Genomic DNA, 18913 nt, shown 5'->3' on the forward strand with positions numbered 1-18913 from the left:
GTGAATACTTCTCTTACTTTACAACATATCACACGTCCTGCACGCAAAGAAAACGCTCCTTTACTCCTACTACTTCATGGTTATGGTAGTAATGAAGAAGATCTATTCTCATTTGCGCCAGAGATAAGTGAAGATATTTTTATAGTATCTGCACGCGCACCATATGACATGCAACCACAAGGCGCCGCGTGGTATGCCATTAATTTTGACGCTGCTGGTGGTAAATTTAGTGATAACGATCAGGCTAGAGAGAGCATGATGAAAATCAATACTTTTCTAGAAGAATTAAAAACAACCTACTCTATCGACCCTAATAATATGAACGTGTTAGGCTTTAGTCAGGGCGCGATACTTTCTTATGGACTCAGCCTTTCCCAACCAGGCTTATTCCGCAATGTTGTGGCGATGAGTGGTTATATTAATGAAGATATTATTGCAGGTAGAGATGGATTAGGAGTACGCTTTCGCGAAAGCGAGATCAAAACCAACTATTTCATATCACATGGAACCGTAGATCAAGTTGTGCCTTATGAATGGGCAAAAAAAGCACCATTGCTTATGGAGGAAATAGGTGCGGAATATGTTTTTAAAGACTACCCAATAGGTCACGGTGTTTCTAGAGATAATTTCTATGACATGAAGGAGTGGCTCGAAACTAGAATTTTGAAAAGTTAAGTGATAATTACTAAAAGCAATGAGATATTGAGATGACCGAATTTAAAGCAACAGGAAATAAAAATGATAAATTAAAATGGGTTATCTATATCGTATTAGGTATAAGCCTTTTAATATTTATTTTTAAATATCCTGAATGGCATCTTATCTTCAAACTTATAATTTCAATTCCTATAATAATTAATTTATTATTTGATTTTTCTTATTTAAATAAAGAAAAGCATATCATATCTGAATTGAATTTTACCGATACCGAAATTGTAATTAGAGAAAAAAAATCAATTACCATTAAATATTCTGATTTAAAGTACTCAATTAGAAAAAGGAAGTTCGATAAACAAAAAACAGAAATTGAATTAAAAGCTAAAAAGTTTTTAAAATACAAAACGATAGGCAGGATACATATTAAGAATTGGGACCATATATTTCAAATTGAAAAAGAACTAGAAAATAATCGCGTCTTAAGAACTGAATGGAAACCTAAGACCCTTTGGGGTAAATATTGGGGCATTTTTATTGACTTACTTTTCTTTGCAACCGGGCAAGATGATCTAGGAATGCTTGAATATCAAGAACGTTCTGAAAAGGAAGCTACAGAAAACCCCATTGAAAAAGAAAACAATTTTTAAAATTTAACAATGAACAATTCCATAAAATCACGTCAGCAAATTCTAGATAAATTAGGAATTGTTTCACTTAACGATATGCAGCAACAGGCGCATAGCGCAATCACAAACCACAGAGATACTGTGATTATCTCTCCTACTGGTACTGGAAAAACCCTAGCGTTTTTACTGCCAGTTATAGAGTTATTAAATCCATCGATTACAGAAGTACAAGCCTTAATTCTGGTACCTTCTCGTGAGCTTGCTATACAAATAGAGCAAGTTATAAGAGAAATGGGAACTGGTTATAAAGCAAATGCTATCTATGGAGGCCGTGCTGGAGCAAAGGACAGAGAAGATTTATCACATACTCCTGCCATTCTAGTAGGAACTCCTGGTAGAATAGCCGACCATTTACGACGTGAGACTTTCGACCCATCTTTTATCAAAACGTTGATTCTAGACGAATTTGATAAATCTCTTGAGACCGGTTTTGAAAAAGAGATGAAAGAAATAGTATACGCACTACCTCATATAGGGCGTAACATATTAACTTCTGCAACTTTTAAAGCTGAGGTACCTTCATTTGTCGGTCTACAAGATCCACAGGTTTTAAAATTTGAAAAGAAAACCGATAGTGTTCTACAAATTAAAACTCTAGCATCTGATTCTAAAAATAGATTCTTAAATCTAGAACAAATCATTGCTCGTACTAATAAAGGTAACGGTATTATATTCTGCAATTTTAAGGATTCTATTGAAGAGGTAAGCGAATTTCTTAATGGAAAAAACATATCTCACTCTGTATTTTATGGTGGTCTAGAGCAAAGAGACCGTGAACGTGCTTTGATAAAATTTAGAAATGGTACGCACCAGTTATTACTAGCAACAGATCTTGCGGCTCGTGGTATCGATGTACCAGAATTAGATTTTATTATCCACTTTGAATTGCCTTTTCACAAAGAAGAGTTTACACATAGAAACGGTCGTACCGCTAGAATGCATGCAGACGGTACCGCTTATATCTTACACAATAAGAAATATAAACTACCAGATTACATAGAAAATAGTACTCCATTAGAATATTCAGAACGCTTAAAAGTAGACCAAGTACAAAAATGGGAAACCCTATTTATTTCTGGTGGTAGAAAGGATAAAATATCAAAAGGAGATATTGCAGGTTTATTCTTTAAACAAGGTAATCTAGATAAAAATGAGTTGGGTAATATCGAGTTGAAACAGGACTGTGCTTTTGTAGCCGTTCCTTTTGAAAAAGCATACCAACTTTGTCAAGATCTAAATAATTCTAAAATTAAGAAGCGTAAAGTGCGTATTTATAGGCTGGTTTAAAAGATCTAATAGATAACCATATTTAATTAGTACTGAGAAAACGGATTTGTAAATAGTAAGTCAAAACAATTAAAAACACTCCCATAAATCCATTGTGGAATCTATCTAGTGCTACAATTCTTTTTTTGATTCTAAAAAGACGTAAGAAATTATCGAGTATCGATGGTAATCCCTTATAAGTAGCGTAAAAAAAATACAAACTGAATAGAATAAAAAGTATCTGTAAAAGTCTGTAATTCATAAATGGATTTTAAATACCTACCTACTTCCTATTTCTATCATACAAAACTGAAGATACCGTTTCCATGGTTACATTTTTATCTACGTCAAAGTCGTAGCGTATAAGCACATCACCCCAGCGATCGTTATCAGTAAAGTTAGCCAGTACCCATTTATGATTGATAAATTTTGTGTCTATAATTCTAAAACCACGACCTTGTCCTTCATATGGTACCAAAGGGTTGCCATTAGGTTTTACGTTTAGATCTAAAAGCTCTTCACCTATTATATATTCCACCTCTTCTGGTGTAAGTCCTATGTTGTATAAGTAATTCTCAGCTTCTGGGTTTCCTTTAAGAGAAAAAACAGAATTCTCATAATCTACTTTGTACGGTACAGACTCTGCTTCTTTTCTAGCTTGGTCTTTTTTATAAACCTCAGTTCTCAGACTTTTTACTTGACTTTCTAGTTTTTCTTGATACTTTCTACCATTTACATAGATAACTAGTGCTATAAGTGACGCAAAGATGAACAGGTATAAATAAATGCTTTTTTTCAATGTGATATAATTTGAAGGTTATCGTATGCCAAAAATACATTTTCAGGAAGTGTTTTCTCTACTTCTTCATGAAAACCTAAGTGATGGCTTATGTGTGTAAAGTAAGTACGTTTAGGTTGCAATTCCCTTACTAATTCTAATGCTTCTTCTAGATTAAGATGTGTTGCATGCTCTTCTTCTCTCAACATATTGAGAATAAGAACGTCTAGATTTTTAAGTTTCGCTTTTTCGCCTTGAGCGATAGTCTTAACATCTGTCATGTAAGCAAAATTGCCTATTCTAAATCCATGAACAGGTATATATCCATGGTCTGCAAGAACTGGCGTTACCTGAATACCATCTATAAGGAAAGGCTCATTTTCAAATTCATGAACATCTAGGGTTGCTACACCTGGATATTTATTTACCGTAGTAAAAATATAACTGAAACGCTCTTGCAACGCTTTATGAACGCGTGCTGTCATGTGGCATTGTAAATTACCTTGTCTAAAATAAAAAGGTCTTAAATCATCTAGCCCAGCGGTATGGTCTGCATGTTCATGAGTAAAAAGCAGTGCGTCTATACTAGAAATACCTTGAGTAAGCATTTGCTGACGGAAATCTGGACCACAATCTATTATAAATCGTTTATCATTTACCTCTACCATCGCACTTACCCTAAGACGCTTGTCCTTAGAATCATTACTTAAACACACTGGATGTGAGCTACCTATAACAGGAATACCTTGTGAAGTACCTGTTCCTAAAACCGTAATTTTTACTTCCATAATTGTTTTATAAAAGTATTGATATTTTTTCATTTAAGTACGGCTGTTTGCTACCTTTGTGAGAACAGCAAAAGATATATAATGGGAATTACCTTACCAGGAGATCATGATTTTGAATCAGTTCCGTCTATAAAGAATAAAGTTTTAAGAATTAACCTGAACCGTAACATTTACGGAACCTTTGCTGAAATAGGCGCTGGACAGGAAACCGTACGACAGTTTTTTAGAGCTGGTGGTGCCTCTGGTACTATTGCAAAAGCGATGAGTGCTTATGATAAGGACTTTTCTGACTCCATTTATGGTGTACAAGATGACGGCCGTTATGTAACAGAATCTCGTTTAAAGAAGATGTTACAACACGAGTCTAATCTTATAGAAGAAAGACTATCGAGAGAAAAACATCCAGAAAAATTATTCTTTACCTATGCAAATACGGTAGCAACTATAGATTTTGCAAAGCGTTATTTAGGTCACGGATGGGTAGGAATAAGATTCCAAGCCTCTCCAGAAGAAGAGTATTCTGAGATTATTCTTCATGTTCGTTTTAAAGAACGTGATGCACGTCTACAACAAATAACACTAGGTATTTTAGGTACTAACCTTATATATGGTGCTTTTTATAAGCACGATAACCCTAGAAAATTATTAGAATATTTATACGATCATATCGATAAGGATAAGATTGAGATAGATATGATTAACTTTTCTGGCCCACGATTTAAGCAAGTTGATAATCGTTTAATGAGTTTACAACTTCTTAAACACGGTATGACAGAGGCGGTAATGTTCGGCCCAGATGGTAATAATATTTTAAGTGCGCGTATTCTTTATAAAAAGAATGTACTGGCGTTGCGTGGTAGTTTCCGCCCGGTGACTAAGGTGAACATGGATATGTTTGAAACCGCACGTCGCAGATTCTTAAAATCTGGAACTGTAAAAGAAGAAAATGTAGAAACCATTTTTGAAATTACTCTTTCTAACTTAAGGTCTCAAGGAGAAATAGATGAAGAAGATTTCATGCACAGAGCAGAATTGTTATGTTCTCTAGGACAAACAGTTATGATATCTAACTTTAAGGAATACTATAAGCTAGTAGAATACTTTAATAACTATACAAAAGCACGTATAGGACTGGTAATGGGTGTTAATAATCTAGTAGAAATATTTGATACAAAATACTACACTCATTTAAGTGGTGGTATTCTAGAGGCCTTTGGAAAACTATTCTTTAAAGACCTGAGAGTATACTTATACCCTATGCTAGATAAAGAAACTGGCGAACTTACTACCAGTGAAAATCTAAAAGTACACCCACGTATGAAGGAACTTTATAAGTTCTTTAAATACAACGGTAAACTTAAAGATCTAGAAGACTACAATCCTGAAATACTTCACATATTCTCTAGAGAAGTATTGCGCATGATAGATGCAAATGAAGACGGATGGAAAGAAATGCTTCCTGAAGGTATACCAGCATTGATGGAAAAAGAGAACCTCTTTGGCTGCAACAATAAAGTAACTTCTCATAAAGATACCGACTCTCACGTAGAAGACGCACCTTTATAGTACAAGTAACTTTTAAATATAAACCCCAAATGGTTGATGAAATTCAACTATTTGGGGTTTTATTATTTTAATGAAACTACATTAATAAGTTATTAGCCTTATAAAATCTGAGCTGCGTGATCTTTAGTTTTCACTTTACCTATCACATCGGTAATCACGCCATTTTCATCAATAACAAAAGTAGTGCGGTGAATACCGTCGTATTCTTTACCCATAAACTTTTTAGGTCCCCAAACTTGAAATGCGTTTAACAACTTGTGATCTTCGTCTGCAAGAAGGTCATAGGGTAGTTCATATTTAGTTTGAAAATTCTTCTGTCTCTTAGGACTGTCTGCACTTGCTCCTAGTATTTCATAACCGCTTGCGCGAAAACGATCTACATTATCCCTTAAATTACACGCCTCGGCCGTGCAACCTGGCGTACTTGCTTTAGGGTAGAAGAATAAAACCAATTTCTTACCTGAGAAGTCAGACAAAGAAACTGTTTTCTCATCTTGATTAATAACCGAAAAATCTGGAGCCTTATCTCCTACTTTTAATGAAGTCATATCGTATTTTTGAATGAATTAAAGCATAAAGATAGGAATGAACAAATCAGAAAAAGTTGAATTTATCATAAATAAATTAGCAGAGTTATATCCAGAAATTCCTATACCGCTAGATCACACGAGCCCTTATACCTTATTAATAGCGGTTTTAATGAGTGCTCAAAGTACAGATGTACGTGTTAATCAAATAACTCCACTCCTATTTGACCGTGCAGATAATCCTTATGATATGGTAAAATTATCTGTCGACGAGATACGTGAGATCATAAAACCAGTAGGACTATCACCTATGAAAGCAAAAGGCATACATGGACTGTCTCAAATTTTAATTGATAAACACAATGGTATAGTACCTAGAACTTATGAAGAGCTAGAAGAATTCCCTGCAGTAGGACATAAAACTGCAGCTGTTGTTATGGCACAATCCTTTGGGATCCCTACATTTCCAGTAGACACACACATTCACCGATTAATGTACCGCTGGAATCTTACGAACGGTAAAAACGTAGTCCAAACAGAAAAAGATGCTAAACGTCTCTTCCCAGAAGAAGTATGGAACGACCTACATCTCCAAATTATCTGGTACGGTCGTGAATATAGTCCCGCTCGCGGTTGGGATCTAGAAAAAGATATCATCACAAAAACTGTTGGTAGAAAGACTGTTCTTGATGAGTATTATAAGAAGTTGAAGAAGTGATGTATAAAAACATATTTTTCACTTTCTTTCCCAAAGTATATTTAGTCTTCTTAGCTTTTGGAATAAGTTTAATCTGGTATCAACATGGTCAGGAAGATATCGGAAAGGTGATTGTTTTTGTTATTTTATTACTGGTATTTTATAAAATAGGTATTGTTATTCATGAACTAGGTCACCTATTAGCGGCTTATATGGTTAACTTAACTCCTAAGAGACTTATATTAGGGCGAGGTCATGAAGTTTTAAGATTTAATAGATCTGGAGTAATGTATCAACTGAATTCAAATTTAAACTCTGGGATTGTTTTATCGGTATATAAAAATCTTGATTTTTACAAAATAAAGAATGTGATTTATGCTTTTGGTGGTCCGGGCATCAATTTAATTATAACCGCGATTATTTTATTCTTCTACGGATTCAAATTTCCAGAATATTTAATTGATGTGAGCATATGGCATTTATTTGCTCTTTCTAATTTCATACTAGCTGTAATAAATCTAATTCCGATTTCATCAAATAGTTTAATTGGTGAAACTAGTTCTGATGGGCTAAGTATAATTCAAGTGATTTTCAATAAAAGACCTAAAGATCTAGGTGCCATAAATGAATATATTCAACTTTTAGATGCTCAAGAATTGTTGGCAACAAATAAATTTAAAGAAGCATTAGAGCTGTACAATTTACATCTAGCAAAATACAAGAATGACGCTATCTTCAATTTAAACAGATCAATAGCATATTTTAATCTTAAAGAAATTGATACAGCAATTGAAATCTTAGAAGAAAACAAATCAAATATTACGGAAATAGAAAATGACTTGCAAAAAGCTTTATTTTACAATGCACTTGCTTGGTTTCACTTAATTAATGATGAATCAACAAAAGCAGATGAATATTCTAAACTTGCCATTAATATAACTTCTGAAAACACTTATATTAAAGGAACGAGGAGTCAAGTTTTACTTTCTCTAGGCAATTACAAAGATGTTGAATCTATCGTTAAAAGTAACTTTAATAAGGATTACACAAACTCAGCTACTTTAAGTGCAGCTACTTGCTTGTACGAAGTAAATTACTATAAGAAACACTTCAATAATTCAAAAATGTATCTAACATTTATTGAGAAAAATAAGGAACATATGAACTTTGACATAGAAATATTGTTTGAACAAGCGAAATGTAGAGTAAATCAATTTGACAATAATAAATAGTCCTAAACTAGCGCTCTCCTATCTCTATGATCAAAGTAAAATCAAAGTCACCTATCATCTCTTTACCAACTTAAAAGTAAAATTCTCCTGCAGCAGTCTATTTAATTTGTCGATATGATCTAAAAAGAAAAAAAACACCCTTTGCCTATCGGCATTTCCCTCAAGGGAAAATCATAATCTCTAGCTATAGTAAAAGGTAAATGTAATGCCAAAACCACCGTTTTCACTACGAGGAAAAATAAGAATGGGGTGTTTCCAATATTTAAATTAAATTTTGGTGAAAAAAAACACCCTTTGCCTATCGGCATTTCCCTCAAGGGAAAATCATAATCACTAGCTATAGTAAAATTAAATGCAATGCCTAAACTATCGTTTTCATTTAGAGAAAATAAGAGTTGGATGTTTGGTATATAGATATATACCTACAAAGCAATTACCTACCTCACTTTCGCGAAAGCGAAAACACGACAAATAAAAAAATCCACTTTCAAAAAATTGAAAATGGATTTTTCTGTTTTTAAAACAAAAGCTAGCACTAGGCTCATAATGCTAGTTGTTAAATGTCTCAAACGTCATATTCTTGTATTGAGTAACATTTAATGCTTTGGAGAAACTGAGTAAAAAGTTGATAGTTTCTTTTTTGGGTCCTGTTGGTTTCACTGGTTCAGGTAATGATTCATTGTAAAGTTTTGCCATGTGCAAGTAAGTTTATTTTTGAATTAAACGCACTTTTCAAAACTATATTATAAGAAATGACCAGAAAATGTTAATTATCTTGTTAATACGATATTATGCTTATCAATAACTTTACGTAAGTTAATTAACGCATATCGCATTCTCCCTAAGGCTGTGTTGATACTCACGTCTGTAGAGGCCGCTATTTCTTTAAAGGACATCTCTTTAAAGATGCGCATGGTAAGTACTTCTTTTTGATCTTCTGGCAGTTCTTCTACCAGACGTCTTACGTCTTCATGTACCTGACTGGTAATCATGTCAAATTCCATGCTCTCTTCTCCATCGCTTATTACATCAAAAATATCAAAGTCATTACGAGATTGAAATTTAGGCATGCGTTTATTGCGACGGAAATGGTCGATGACTAGATTATGCGCAATACGCATCACCCAAGGAAGAAATTTACCTTCTTCATTGTACTTACCTTTTTTAAGGGTACGTATTACTTTTATAAATGTATCTTGAAATATATCTTCAGTAATGTCGCGATCCATTACTTTAGAAAAAATAAAACTGTATATTCTTTGCTTGTGACGTACGATAAGAGTTTCTAATCCCTTTTCATTACCTTCCATATACTGCCTTACCAACGCAGCATCTTGTACATTTTCTAATTTCATATTATAACAACTTAAGTGACCTCAGATAGAGCCTTAGATCAGATTTTTTAAAGTAGTGTTATAGTATAAGCAGTATGTTTAGAAATTGTTACCGGGATAAATATACCAACATTTATTCCACAAATACAAAAAGTGACAACATTTTTTAACATTTTTATTGCAATAAACGATTTTTTGAAGGACAAAGTCCCTCTTATCTTTGTAGTTATGCCAGAAACAAAATTGTTTGCCGATATAGACCAGTTAAGCCCTAAAGAGAATATTCTTATTAAAGGCGCACAACTACACAACTTAAAAGATTTAGATGCTGTTATCCCTAGAAATAAACTCGTTGTAATAACCGGTTTATCTGGTAGCGGTAAGTCTTCTCTAGCTTTTGACACGCTATATGCAGAAGGTCAACGTCGTTATGTAGAAAGTCTTTCTTCTTATGCAAGACAATTTTTAGGTCGTTTAAATAAGCCTAAAGTAGAATATATTAAAGGTATTGCACCTGCCATCGCTATTGAGCAAAAGGTAAATTCTACTAACCCTAGATCTACCGTAGGAACTACTACTGAGATTTATGATTATTTAAAATTATTATTTGCTCGTATAGGACGTACCTACTCACCTATCTCTGGTGACGAGGTGAAAAAAGACACTGTAACAGACGTTGTTAATTATGTAAAACAACAGGACGAAGGTTCTAAATTGCTATTAACTACCAGACTTATAGTTAAAGGTAAACGTGATATTGCTGCACAACTGCAGGTACTCTTACAACAAGGTTTTACACGTATAAAAATAAACGACAGCGTCCATAGAATAGACGAAGAAGATTTGACTTATTCTAAAAAAGACGAAGTAAAAATAGTCATAGACCGTATAATTGTACGAGATAATGAAGATTTCTATAATCGACTAGCAGACGCTATTGATACTGCTTTCTTTGAAGGAAAAGGAGTTGCCTTTATAGAACACATGGACGGCAGCAAAGTGCGCGAGTTTACTAATAAATTTGAACTAGACGGCATAGAATTTCTAGAACCTAATCCGCATTTGTTTAGTTTTAATAATCCTTATGGCGCCTGTCCTAGATGTGAGGGTTATGGAGATGTAATAGGTATAGATGCAGACCTGGTGATTCCTAACACCGCACTATCTATATATGAACAGGCTGTTTTCCCATGGCGTGGTGATAGCATGTCTTTTTATAACAACCAGCTTATAAACAGCGCTAGCAAGTTTGACTTCCCTATTCACAGACCATGGTTTGAGCTTACTGAAAAGCAAAAACGACTGGTCTGGGATGGAAACAAATACTTTGAAGGTATTCATTCCTTTTTTGAAGAACTAGAAGCAAAAGCTTACAAGATCCAGAATCGTGTCATGTTATCTCGATACCGTGGCAAGACTAAATGTAGCAACTGTAATGGCGCTAGATTAAGAAAAGAAGCTGACTATGTAAAAATAGCTGACACTACCATAACAGATCTGGTAACGTTACCTATTAAAGAGTTGGTCTTATTCTTTAAAGATTTACAATTAAACGATCACGATCAACAAATTGCAAAACGTTTACTTATTGAGATCAATAATAGACTTGCTTTTTTATCTGACGTGGGGCTAGATTACTTAACCCTTAATCGTAAATCTAATAGTCTTTCTGGTGGAGAATCTCAACGTATCAATCTAGCGACATCATTAGGTAGTAGTCTGGTAGGTAGTATGTATATTCTGGACGAACCTAGTATAGGACTGCATCCACGAGACACAAAACGATTGATTAAAGTACTCAAGAATTTACGTGATTTAGGGAATACGGTCATCGTCGTGGAGCATGATGAAGAAATAATGCAAGCCGCAGACCAAATTATAGATATAGGTCCAGAGGCTGGTACTCATGGTGGTGAAGTGGTTGCTGCAGGAACACTGGACGAGATCTTAAAATCTGACAGTCTTACTGCAAAGTATTTGAATGGATCTATGGAGATTCCGCTTCCGCGAAAGCGAAGACCTAACAAGTATTATATAGATATAAAAGGTGCGAGACAGAATAACCTGCAGAATATAGATGTGCGTTTCCCACTAGGTGTTTTAACTATGGTAACCGGTGTTTCTGGTAGTGGAAAATCAACTCTGGTAAAACAAATTCTATATCCAGCAATCTTAAAAAAACTAGGTGGTTATGGAAAAAAAGCAGGACAATTTACAGAGATATCTGGTAAGTTTGAAAACGTAAAAACGGTAGAATTTATAGATCAAAACCCTATAGGTCGCAGCTCTAGATCTAATCCTGTAACCTATATAAAAGCTTATGATGACATACGTAATCTATTTGCAAATGAGAAAGTTGCAAAAATAAGAAACTATAAGCCTAAACACTTTTCTTTTAACGTAGATGGCGGTAGATGTGAAACTTGTAAAGGAGATGGTGAAGTAACTATCGAGATGCAATTCATGGCAGATGTTACTCTTAAATGTGAAACCTGTAATGGAAAACGTTTTAAGAAAGAGATTCTAGAAGTGAAGTTTTTTGATAAGAATATAGATGATGTTCTCAACTTAACTATTAACGATGCAATAGCGTTTTTTAACACCAATAAAGAAGCTAAAATCACAAGAAAACTACAACCTTTACAGGACGTAGGATTAGGATATGTAACCTTAGGACAAAGCTCTTCTACCCTATCTGGTGGAGAAGCTCAACGTATTAAGTTAGCTAGTTTTTTAGTAAAAGGAACTACTAGTGATAAAACCTTATTCATCTTTGACGAGCCTACTACTGGACTTCATTTCCATGATATCAATAAATTATTAGATAGTTTTAATGCATTAATAGAAAAGGGACACTCTGTAATTGTGATAGAACACAACATGGATCTGGTAAAATGTGCTGACTATGTTATAGACCTAGGTCCAGAAGGCGGTAAACTAGGTGGTAAATTAGTCGCCGCAGGAACACCTGAAGAAGTGGCTAAGATTAAAGACAGCTATACCGCTCCTTACCTGGCAGAAAAATTATAATTAAACAGACTCTCGCGCTATATAAATGAGTGCGATTTATTCAGTTTAAACTTATTACATTTGATTAAGTCTGCATTCTAAAGTCATATTCATGAGAAAACCTAATATAAGATTGCGTCGTAAAGCGACACCTAAGTCTAGAACTAACGTATTCCAGCCACCTGGAACCATTTCTTATGTAGGAGAAGATAGGACTGGCGAAGTTAGCGCAGAGACTATTCTGTATGATGAGACCCATTTTTCTAAGCAAAATGGTATATTCTTAGATCAATTAAAGGAAAATCGTGTTAATTGGTTTAATGTAGATGGAGTACATGATATCGCTATATTAGAAAAGATAGGTAGTAAATTTCATTTACACCATTTACTACTAGAAGACATAGCAAACACTACGCAACGTCCTAAAACTGAATTTTACGGAAACTATATATATCAATGCATTAAGATGATTTCTTATGATGCAGAGAATCATGAACTTAATGAAGAACAAGTAAGCTTGATACTTACTGAAGACGCTGTTATTACTTTTCAAGAGAAGACAGGAGATGTATTTGAAAACATCAGAGACCGCATAGAAAACAGTCGTGGTCGCATAAGATCTGTTAAAAGCGATTATTTATTCTATGCTCTTATAGACAGTATAATAGATCACTACTTCATAGCTGTTGAACAAATAGGAGAATATCTCGATCAACTAGAAGACGAAATTTTTGATAACCCTCAAAAAGATTCCCTGAATAAAGCACAAAAGAATAAAAGGATGCTGCTTCAATTGCGTCGTGCTATTTTTCCTTTAAGAGAATCTATTTCTAGGTTGCTTAAAGAAGACAGCGCCCTGATAGAATCTAAAACACATGCTTATTTTCAAGATGCCTATGATCACTGTATTCAAATTATAGAAACCGTAGAATCTTATAGAGAAATAAATGCTGGATTACGTGACATGTACCTATCTAGTGTAAGTCATAAGATGAATCAAATCATGCAGGTACTTACTATTATGTCTTCTATATTTATACCACTTACTTTTCTAGCAGGTATTTATGGAATGAATCTACCTGACATGCCAGAAATGGGATGGGAAAATGCTTATAGTTATTTCTGGATTGCTTGTGGAGTCATATTCTTCTCATTACTGGGCTTTTTTAAGTGGAAAAAATGGCTTTAGACTTATTTAAATCTGTAAAATCTGTTTTTGCAGCCTTCATCCTACTCTTAATTTTAAGTTGTGAAAATCAACCACAAGAAATAGAGATTGCTTTAAACGACATTTCTTTAAGCGGTAACACAATTGCAGTAGGGTTCGATAATGAACCAACTAGAAGTTCCCAAATAATACCGATACAAGACAAAATCTATAAATATGTCGATGCACCTTCTGGTTTAAATTTTAGAGATGCGCCTAAGGGGAAATTACTTGGCAAATTTCCTGATAATTATAGATTAGAAATTCTTGAAATGACAGATGTTTCCAGCATTGTTAAAGATGGGAATAAAGAAATCTCTGGCACATGGGTAAAGGTTACCACTGGTCGTGTAATGGGTTATGTATTTGATGGTTTTTTATCAGATAACTATAAAGAGATAGCATATGAAAACAACATTAATGATCTCTCTATTCTCACCATGGATAGTTATCAAAAGAAGAATGATGAAACTATTCCATTTATATCCTTGACAGACGGTTATTGGTCTAATCGTTTTCCTAAAGTTCTAGAAGAATATCAAAATGAATCGAGCATAAATAATGACGAAAAGCAAAACGAAATCTATTACCATATAAAAGGTGAAGAAAGAATTACTTTTTTAAACAATAGAGAGATAGACGAATCAGATTTTTTATTCATTTATAACTATCAAACAGATCAATTAAAACAATTTAAAGTAAAAGATGTACCTCTTTTTACTCATGAAAGTATTTATGGTGGTGGTGATTATCTTACCGGTTTTAACCTAGAAGGATTAATAGAAACTAACAACTACTCCTATTATAATTCTTTTGCACATGTAGGCAAAGAAAACCCCTTCCTGACAAATTCATTAAGTAGCATCAATTGGAAAGCTATAAATACAAGCAAAGTGCCTAAAATCGAATTGGCCTATGGAGAATTTTTTAAATCTACTCAATACGATATAAAAGTAGCCTATCACTATGTAATAGATAACAACGATTACTACTACACACGTAATAGCTTTGACAATGGAACTTACACGGCAGACTACATATTTGCATTATCTCCATCTAAACAGGTCCTATACATGACAGAAGTAACTGACAGTGAAAGTCACAGTCCTTCTCTTTACCTTGAAGAAAACATGGAACTGCCAAAAGAGCCGAATCATTACGCTGGCAGATTATTTAAAGATAAACCACCTGTTATTTTCGGACTTTACTATACTAGTTTTGGTTGTCCATTTATCGCATTTTTAGACGATAAAGAACGTATTATTTATATACAATGTGATAATAGACATTAAAGGTTAAAGAAATAAATCATTATTGATAATGAAAGACCTCAAATTTTTAGAATATGACAATAAACGTAAAAATATATTATGCGCGCATAACACTTTGGCACAGGTATTGCTTTATTAGTTATGAAGGTTAACAAGAGTAATTTTCAAAAAGTTTTTTGGTTGGTTAGTAAGAATTCCTGAGTTGTCATCTTGATAGCTCGGGATTCTTCATTTTATGACAATTTGTATTTTATGTCCAAAACAAATCCATACCAATAACCATTTAAATAATAACTACTTTTGATATATGAAGCAAATAATCACCATAACCTTACTCCTATTATTTATAAGCTGTAAAACAGATTCAAAAAAACCTGTCGTAGAAAAATCTGTAAAAACTGAAGAGGTAAAGAAAGAACTTATTTTTCCTGATGACTTTTTAGGCATTTATAAAGGTAATCTAGTAAACACAACCAGTAATGGATTAGAAGATATTCCCATGGAATTTCATTTACTTGCTACAACTGACAGTTTAAAATATGATTATAAAATATTTTACGGTACAGAACGAGAAGAAAGAGCCTACACTCTTATACAAACAGGAAATAAGAATATCTATGAGCTAGACGAGAACAATGGTATTATTTTGCCTATAGCACAATCACGCAACACCTTATTTAGTACCTATGAAGTGGCTGGTAATTTAATAAACAATAGTGAGGTATTTTATAAAGACCGTATGGACTTTATGATAACCATGTCTAGCTTAGAAAACAAAGAAGAAACAGGAGAATCTGCTGGTTATAAAGTAAACAGTTATCCTATTTTAGTCATGCAGCAGGCTACACTTTATAAAGTCGAAGTTGAGTTACATAATGGTAAGTAATATTTAATGACGTAGAATTGAACTTGATCTTTTGAAGATTAATATTTTAAAAGCAAAATTAAAGTTAGATTTTTAGCATTATAAATTTATTAACCATAGAAAAATTAAAACATGACTAACTATAGAGCATGGGCATTTAGATTATTTTTATATCTAGTCATTATAAATATAATTGCAACCATAATTGTAATAAATAATGATTTTACTATTATAAATAAACTTTCAAACATTTTAAATATTACATCTATTCTAGCTATGTTTTTTTTATTTACTGGAATAATTCTCACCATAATTATGGTTATTAAAAAAGAAGCAAAGGACTATAAATATTATGTTTCTGTAATCGGTTATCCTTTATTGATTTTATTTCACTTATCGTCGTTGCTATAAATTCATGAAACTCTACTAAAATATTAACCATAAAAAAAAGTCCTGTTAACACAGGACTTTTTTTTATAAATATAATCAAGTTATCGCTTATGCAAACGCAGCAGCAACACTAGCACTTAATCTTTTATAAACACCACTATCTAGACGCTCACGTATACCTTCAAAGGCAGTTAACGTCTCTTCTATGTCTGCCATAGTGTGTGATGCAGTAGGAATTAACCTCAATAAGATTAACCCTTTAGGTATAACTGGATATACAACTATAGAACAAAAGACACCAAAGTTTTCACGTAAATCTTTTACTAGAGCCATAGCTTCAGGAATACTACCTTTAAGATAAACTGGTGTTACACACGATTGTGTAGTACCTATATCAAAACCACGATCTTTAAGTCCACTCTGTAATGCATTTACGTTTTCCCATAGCTTTTCTTTAAGCTCTGGCATAGTACGTAACATATCTAGACGTTTCAATGCTCCTACTACAAGTTGTGATTGTAGAGACTTTGCAAACATTTGAGAACGTAAATTGTATTTTAAGTAATCAATTATTTCTTTATCAGCTGCAATAAAAGCGCCCGTACTAGCAAGAGATTTTGCAAATGTTGCAAAATACACATCTATTTGATCTTGTACACCTTGCTCTTCACCTGCTCCAGCACCAGTTTTACCTAGTGTACCAAAACCGTGAGCATCATCTACAAACAGTCTAAAGTTGTACTTTTCTTTAAGAGCTACTATTTCTTTTAATTTTCCTTGCTCTCCACGCATACCAAAAACACCTTCAGAAATCACAAGAATTCCTCCACCAGTTTGTTCTGCTATTTTAGTAGCACGTTGAAGGTTCTTCTCGATGCTTTCTAAATCATTATGCTTATAAGTAAAACGCTTACCATGATGTAAACGTACACCATCAATAATACACGCGTGTGCATCTACATCGTAAACTATAACGTCATCTTTAGAAACTAAAGCGTCTACAGTAGACACCATTCCTTGATAACCAAAATTCAATAAATAAGCAGCTTCTTTGTCTACAAATTCTGCAAGCTCATTTTGTAGTTGTTCATGAAGATCAGTATGACCACTCATCATACGTGCTCCCATAGGGTAAGCACTTCCATACTCAGCACCAGCCTCTGCATCTACCTTTCTTACCTCTGGATGATTTGCTAATCCTAAATAATCGTTAACACTCCAAGTAATTACTTCTCTACCGTTAAATTGCATACGGTTAGAAATAGGTCCTTCTAACTTAGGAAACACAAAATATCCTTCAGCTACACTCGCCCATTTCCCTAGCGGTCCTTTGTCCTTGTATATTTTATCAAATAAATCTTTCATATCACTAATTAAGCTCACAAAGATACGACTTTCGCAGCAATTCATCTATAGATTATGCATGCATAGTATTTTGTGATTTGTTAATAATGTGTTGAAGAATATACAGTTAGAAGTGGATCTCGCTTTCGCGAAAGCGTAATAAAAAATAAAACCCTAATCGTTTATAGATTAGGGTTTTAAATTATAAAATATTAAAAAGACTACTTAATGTACTCTATATGTTGTTGATCTGCAGTAGATTTTGAATCAAAAAAGCCTTGATCTTGCATCCACTCATCATTATAAATTTTACTCATGTAACGAGATCCGTGATCTGGAAAAATAATTACCACATTAGAATTCTCATCAAAAACACCTTCGGCAGCTAGTTGTTTAGTTGCTTGTAATGCAGCACCACTTGTATACCCTACAAATAGACCTTCAGTTTGGGATATAAAACGTGCCGTATGAGCAGCCTCTTCATCCTTCACCTTTGTAAAACTATCGATAGCATCAAAATCTGTCGCAGTTGGGATTAAGTTTTTACCTAATCCTTCTATACGGTAAGGATAAATTTCATCCTTATCAAATTCTTGAGTTTCATGATATTTTTTAAGAACACTACCGTAAGCATCAACTCCTAAGATTTGAATATCAGGATTTTGTTCTTTTAAAAAACGTGCCGTACCAGATATAGTACCACCTGTACCACTACAGGCTACTAGATGTGTAATCTCTCCAGCAGTCTGGTTCCATATTTCTGGACCAGTAGATAAGTAATGAGCCTCCATATTCAACTCATTAAAATACTGATTGATATAGATGCTGTTCTTAATTTCATCATGCAAGCGCTTTGCTACTTGATAATAACTACGTGGGTCGTCTGCACTTACATTTGCTGGACACACATAAACTTTGGCACCCATAGACTTTAACATGTCTATTTTATCTGCACTAGATTTTGAACTTACTGCTAGAATACAGTCGTATCCTTTTATGCGGCTTACCATTGCGATACTAAAACCTGTATTACCAGATGTTGTTTCTATTATAGTATCTCCAGGTTTAAGAATTCCCTTGCGCTCTGCCTCTTCAATAATATGAAGAGCGATACGATCTTTTGAAGAATGTCCTGGATTGAAAGCCTCTACTTTGGCGTAATAATTACCTGGAAAATTTTCTACTGTTTTAGAAAGTTTTATAAGAGGTGTCTCTCCTATTAATTCCAGTACATTATTGTACGCTTTGATATTGTCGCTCATATATAGGGTTTTGTTAAGAACCTGTACTGCGTTA

18 protein-coding genes are annotated in these 18913 nt (G+C 33.7%); 11 read left to right on the forward strand and 7 right to left on the reverse strand.

Translation table 11 applies throughout. The annotated features are described in order from the left end of the window. The 3 genes from ACJJVJ_RS02370 to ACJJVJ_RS02380 are packed head-to-tail and all read left to right on the forward strand — an operon-like array spanning position 1 to position 2630. A complete protein-coding gene (locus ACJJVJ_RS02370; RefSeq protein WP_405368713.1) occupies positions 1-675 on the forward strand; it encodes an alpha/beta hydrolase in 675 nt (224 codons plus the stop codon). Positions 676-707: 32 nt separating this feature from the next. After that, the gene (locus ACJJVJ_RS02375; protein WP_405368715.1) at positions 708-1304 is read left to right on the forward strand and encodes a hypothetical protein; all 597 of its coding nucleotides are present in this window, start codon (positions 708-710) and stop codon (positions 1302-1304) included. A gap of 9 nt (positions 1305-1313) precedes the next feature. After that, complete coding sequence (locus ACJJVJ_RS02380; protein ID WP_405368717.1) at positions 1314-2630, forward strand: DEAD/DEAH box helicase; 1317 nt, start codon at positions 1314-1316, stop codon at positions 2628-2630. Between the two features lie 262 nt (positions 2631-2892). Here the strand turns inward: ACJJVJ_RS02380 and ACJJVJ_RS02385 are convergent, their stop codons facing one another. Beyond that, positions 2893-3408 carry a hypothetical protein gene (locus ACJJVJ_RS02385; protein WP_104514987.1) on the reverse strand — a complete coding sequence of 172 codons (516 nt, stop codon included), beginning with the start codon at positions 3406-3408 and terminating at the stop codon, positions 2893-2895. After that, the gene (locus tag ACJJVJ_RS02390; RefSeq protein ID WP_405368719.1) at positions 3405-4175 is read right to left on the reverse strand and encodes an MBL fold metallo-hydrolase; all 771 of its coding nucleotides are present in this window, start codon (positions 4173-4175) and stop codon (positions 3405-3407) included. Before ACJJVJ_RS02390 ends, ACJJVJ_RS02385 begins: the two co-directional genes overlap by 4 nt. 81 nt (positions 4176-4256) lie before the next feature. On the opposite strand from ACJJVJ_RS02390, the gene ACJJVJ_RS02395 reads away from it, so the two are divergent. Continuing rightward, positions 4257-5741: a nicotinate-nucleotide adenylyltransferase gene (locus tag ACJJVJ_RS02395; RefSeq protein WP_104514988.1), complete on the forward strand. Its 1485-nt coding sequence runs from the start codon at positions 4257-4259 to the stop codon at positions 5739-5741. A 98-nt stretch (positions 5742-5839) separates the two neighbouring features. Here the strand turns inward: ACJJVJ_RS02395 and bcp are convergent, their stop codons facing one another. Continuing rightward, entirely contained in the window at positions 5840-6289 is a 450-nt protein-coding gene (gene bcp, locus ACJJVJ_RS02400) for a thioredoxin-dependent thiol peroxidase (RefSeq protein ID WP_104514989.1), read from the reverse strand. A 37-nt stretch (positions 6290-6326) separates the two neighbouring features. Between bcp and nth the strand changes: the two genes are divergently transcribed. Both nth and ACJJVJ_RS02410 read left to right on the forward strand, forming a co-directional pair. Further along, complete coding sequence (gene nth / locus ACJJVJ_RS02405) at positions 6327-6986, forward strand: endonuclease III (RefSeq protein WP_348115789.1); 660 nt, start codon at positions 6327-6329, stop codon at positions 6984-6986. Next, the gene (locus tag ACJJVJ_RS02410; protein ID WP_405368722.1) at positions 6986-8197 is read left to right on the forward strand and encodes a site-2 protease family protein; all 1212 of its coding nucleotides are present in this window, start codon (positions 6986-6988) and stop codon (positions 8195-8197) included. The genes nth and ACJJVJ_RS02410 overlap by 1 nt, the downstream gene beginning before the upstream one ends. A 549-nt stretch (positions 8198-8746) precedes the next feature. Here the strand turns inward: ACJJVJ_RS02410 and ACJJVJ_RS02415 are convergent. Continuing rightward, positions 8747-8893, reverse strand: coding sequence for a hypothetical protein (locus ACJJVJ_RS02415; protein ID WP_405368724.1), 147 nt, complete (start codon positions 8891-8893; stop codon positions 8747-8749). 74 nt (positions 8894-8967) lie between these two features. Then, positions 8968-9552 carry an RNA polymerase sigma factor gene (locus ACJJVJ_RS02420; protein WP_104514992.1) on the reverse strand — a complete coding sequence of 195 codons (585 nt, stop codon included), beginning with the start codon at positions 9550-9552 and terminating at the stop codon, positions 8968-8970. A 207-nt stretch (positions 9553-9759) separates the two neighbouring features. On the opposite strand from ACJJVJ_RS02420, the gene uvrA reads away from it, so the two are divergent. The 5 genes from uvrA (at position 9760) to ACJJVJ_RS02445 (ending at position 16294) form a co-directional block, all read left to right on the forward strand. After that, positions 9760-12561 (forward strand): excinuclease ABC subunit UvrA, encoded by a 2802-nt coding sequence (uvrA, locus tag ACJJVJ_RS02425; protein WP_405368726.1) that lies wholly within the window; start codon positions 9760-9762, stop codon positions 12559-12561. A 91-nt stretch (positions 12562-12652) separates the two neighbouring features. After that, positions 12653-13729 carry a magnesium/cobalt transporter CorA gene (gene corA, locus ACJJVJ_RS02430; RefSeq protein WP_104514993.1) on the forward strand — a complete coding sequence of 359 codons (1077 nt, stop codon included), beginning with the start codon at positions 12653-12655 and terminating at the stop codon, positions 13727-13729. Next, positions 13720-15039, forward strand: coding sequence for a hypothetical protein (locus tag ACJJVJ_RS02435; RefSeq protein WP_405368728.1), 1320 nt, complete (start codon positions 13720-13722; stop codon positions 15037-15039). Before corA ends, ACJJVJ_RS02435 begins: the two co-directional genes overlap by 10 nt. Before the next feature lie 286 nt (positions 15040-15325). Further along, on the forward strand, positions 15326-15904 hold the full coding sequence (locus ACJJVJ_RS02440; RefSeq protein ID WP_405368729.1) for a hypothetical protein: 579 nt from the start codon (positions 15326-15328) through the stop codon (positions 15902-15904). 111 nt (positions 15905-16015) lie between these two features. Next, complete coding sequence (locus ACJJVJ_RS02445; protein ID WP_146080373.1) at positions 16016-16294, forward strand: hypothetical protein; 279 nt, start codon at positions 16016-16018, stop codon at positions 16292-16294. Between the two features lie 87 nt (positions 16295-16381). Here ACJJVJ_RS02445 and ACJJVJ_RS02450 read toward each other — a convergent pair whose 3' ends face one another. Both ACJJVJ_RS02450 and ACJJVJ_RS02455 read right to left on the reverse strand, forming a co-directional pair. Further along, positions 16382-17638 (reverse strand): aminotransferase class I/II-fold pyridoxal phosphate-dependent enzyme, encoded by a 1257-nt coding sequence (locus ACJJVJ_RS02450; RefSeq protein ID WP_104514996.1) that lies wholly within the window; start codon positions 17636-17638, stop codon positions 16382-16384. 200 nt (positions 17639-17838) lie between these two features. Beyond that, complete coding sequence (locus ACJJVJ_RS02455; protein ID WP_104514997.1) at positions 17839-18879, reverse strand: PLP-dependent cysteine synthase family protein; 1041 nt, start codon at positions 18877-18879, stop codon at positions 17839-17841. Between the last annotated feature and the right edge of the window lie 34 nt (positions 18880-18913).

It is taken from the genome of Nonlabens sp. Asnod2-A12 (genome assembly GCF_045063745.1).
GTDB lineage: Bacteria > Bacteroidota > Bacteroidia > Flavobacteriales > Flavobacteriaceae > Nonlabens > Nonlabens xylanidelens.

Bases quoted from the DNA above. Each gene is read 5' to 3' on its own strand.
- ACJJVJ_RS02375 (WP_405368715.1), top strand. From the start codon at position 708: ATGACCGAATTTAAAGCAACAGGAAATAAAAATGATAAATTAAAATGG.
- ACJJVJ_RS02380 (WP_405368717.1), top strand. From the start codon at position 1,314: ATGAACAATTCCATAAAATCACGTCAGCAAATTCTAGATAAATTAGGA.
- ACJJVJ_RS02390 (WP_405368719.1), bottom strand. From the start codon at position 4,175: ATGGAAGTAAAAATTACGGTTTTAGGAACAGGTACTTCACAAGGTATT.
- ACJJVJ_RS02395 (WP_104514988.1), top strand. From the start codon at position 4,257: ATGGGAATTACCTTACCAGGAGATCATGATTTTGAATCAGTTCCGTCT.
- bcp (WP_104514989.1), bottom strand. From the start codon at position 6,289: ATGACTTCATTAAAAGTAGGAGATAAGGCTCCAGATTTTTCGGTTATT.
- nth (WP_348115789.1), top strand. From the start codon at position 6,327: ATGAACAAATCAGAAAAAGTTGAATTTATCATAAATAAATTAGCAGAG.
- ACJJVJ_RS02410 (WP_405368722.1), top strand. From the start codon at position 6,986: ATGTATAAAAACATATTTTTCACTTTCTTTCCCAAAGTATATTTAGTC.
- ACJJVJ_RS02415 (WP_405368724.1), bottom strand. From the start codon at position 8,893: ATGGCAAAACTTTACAATGAATCATTACCTGAACCAGTGAAACCAACA.
- ACJJVJ_RS02420 (WP_104514992.1), bottom strand. From the start codon at position 9,552: ATGAAATTAGAAAATGTACAAGATGCTGCGTTGGTAAGGCAGTATATG.
- uvrA (WP_405368726.1), top strand. From the start codon at position 9,760: ATGCCAGAAACAAAATTGTTTGCCGATATAGACCAGTTAAGCCCTAAA.
- corA (WP_104514993.1), top strand. From the start codon at position 12,653: ATGAGAAAACCTAATATAAGATTGCGTCGTAAAGCGACACCTAAGTCT.
- ACJJVJ_RS02435 (WP_405368728.1), top strand. From the start codon at position 13,720: ATGGCTTTAGACTTATTTAAATCTGTAAAATCTGTTTTTGCAGCCTTC.
- ACJJVJ_RS02440 (WP_405368729.1), top strand. From the start codon at position 15,326: ATGAAGCAAATAATCACCATAACCTTACTCCTATTATTTATAAGCTGT.
- ACJJVJ_RS02445 (WP_146080373.1), top strand. From the start codon at position 16,016: ATGACTAACTATAGAGCATGGGCATTTAGATTATTTTTATATCTAGTC.
- ACJJVJ_RS02450 (WP_104514996.1), bottom strand. From the start codon at position 17,638: ATGAAAGATTTATTTGATAAAATATACAAGGACAAAGGACCGCTAGGG.
- ACJJVJ_RS02455 (WP_104514997.1), bottom strand. From the start codon at position 18,879: ATGAGCGACAATATCAAAGCGTACAATAATGTACTGGAATTAATAGGA.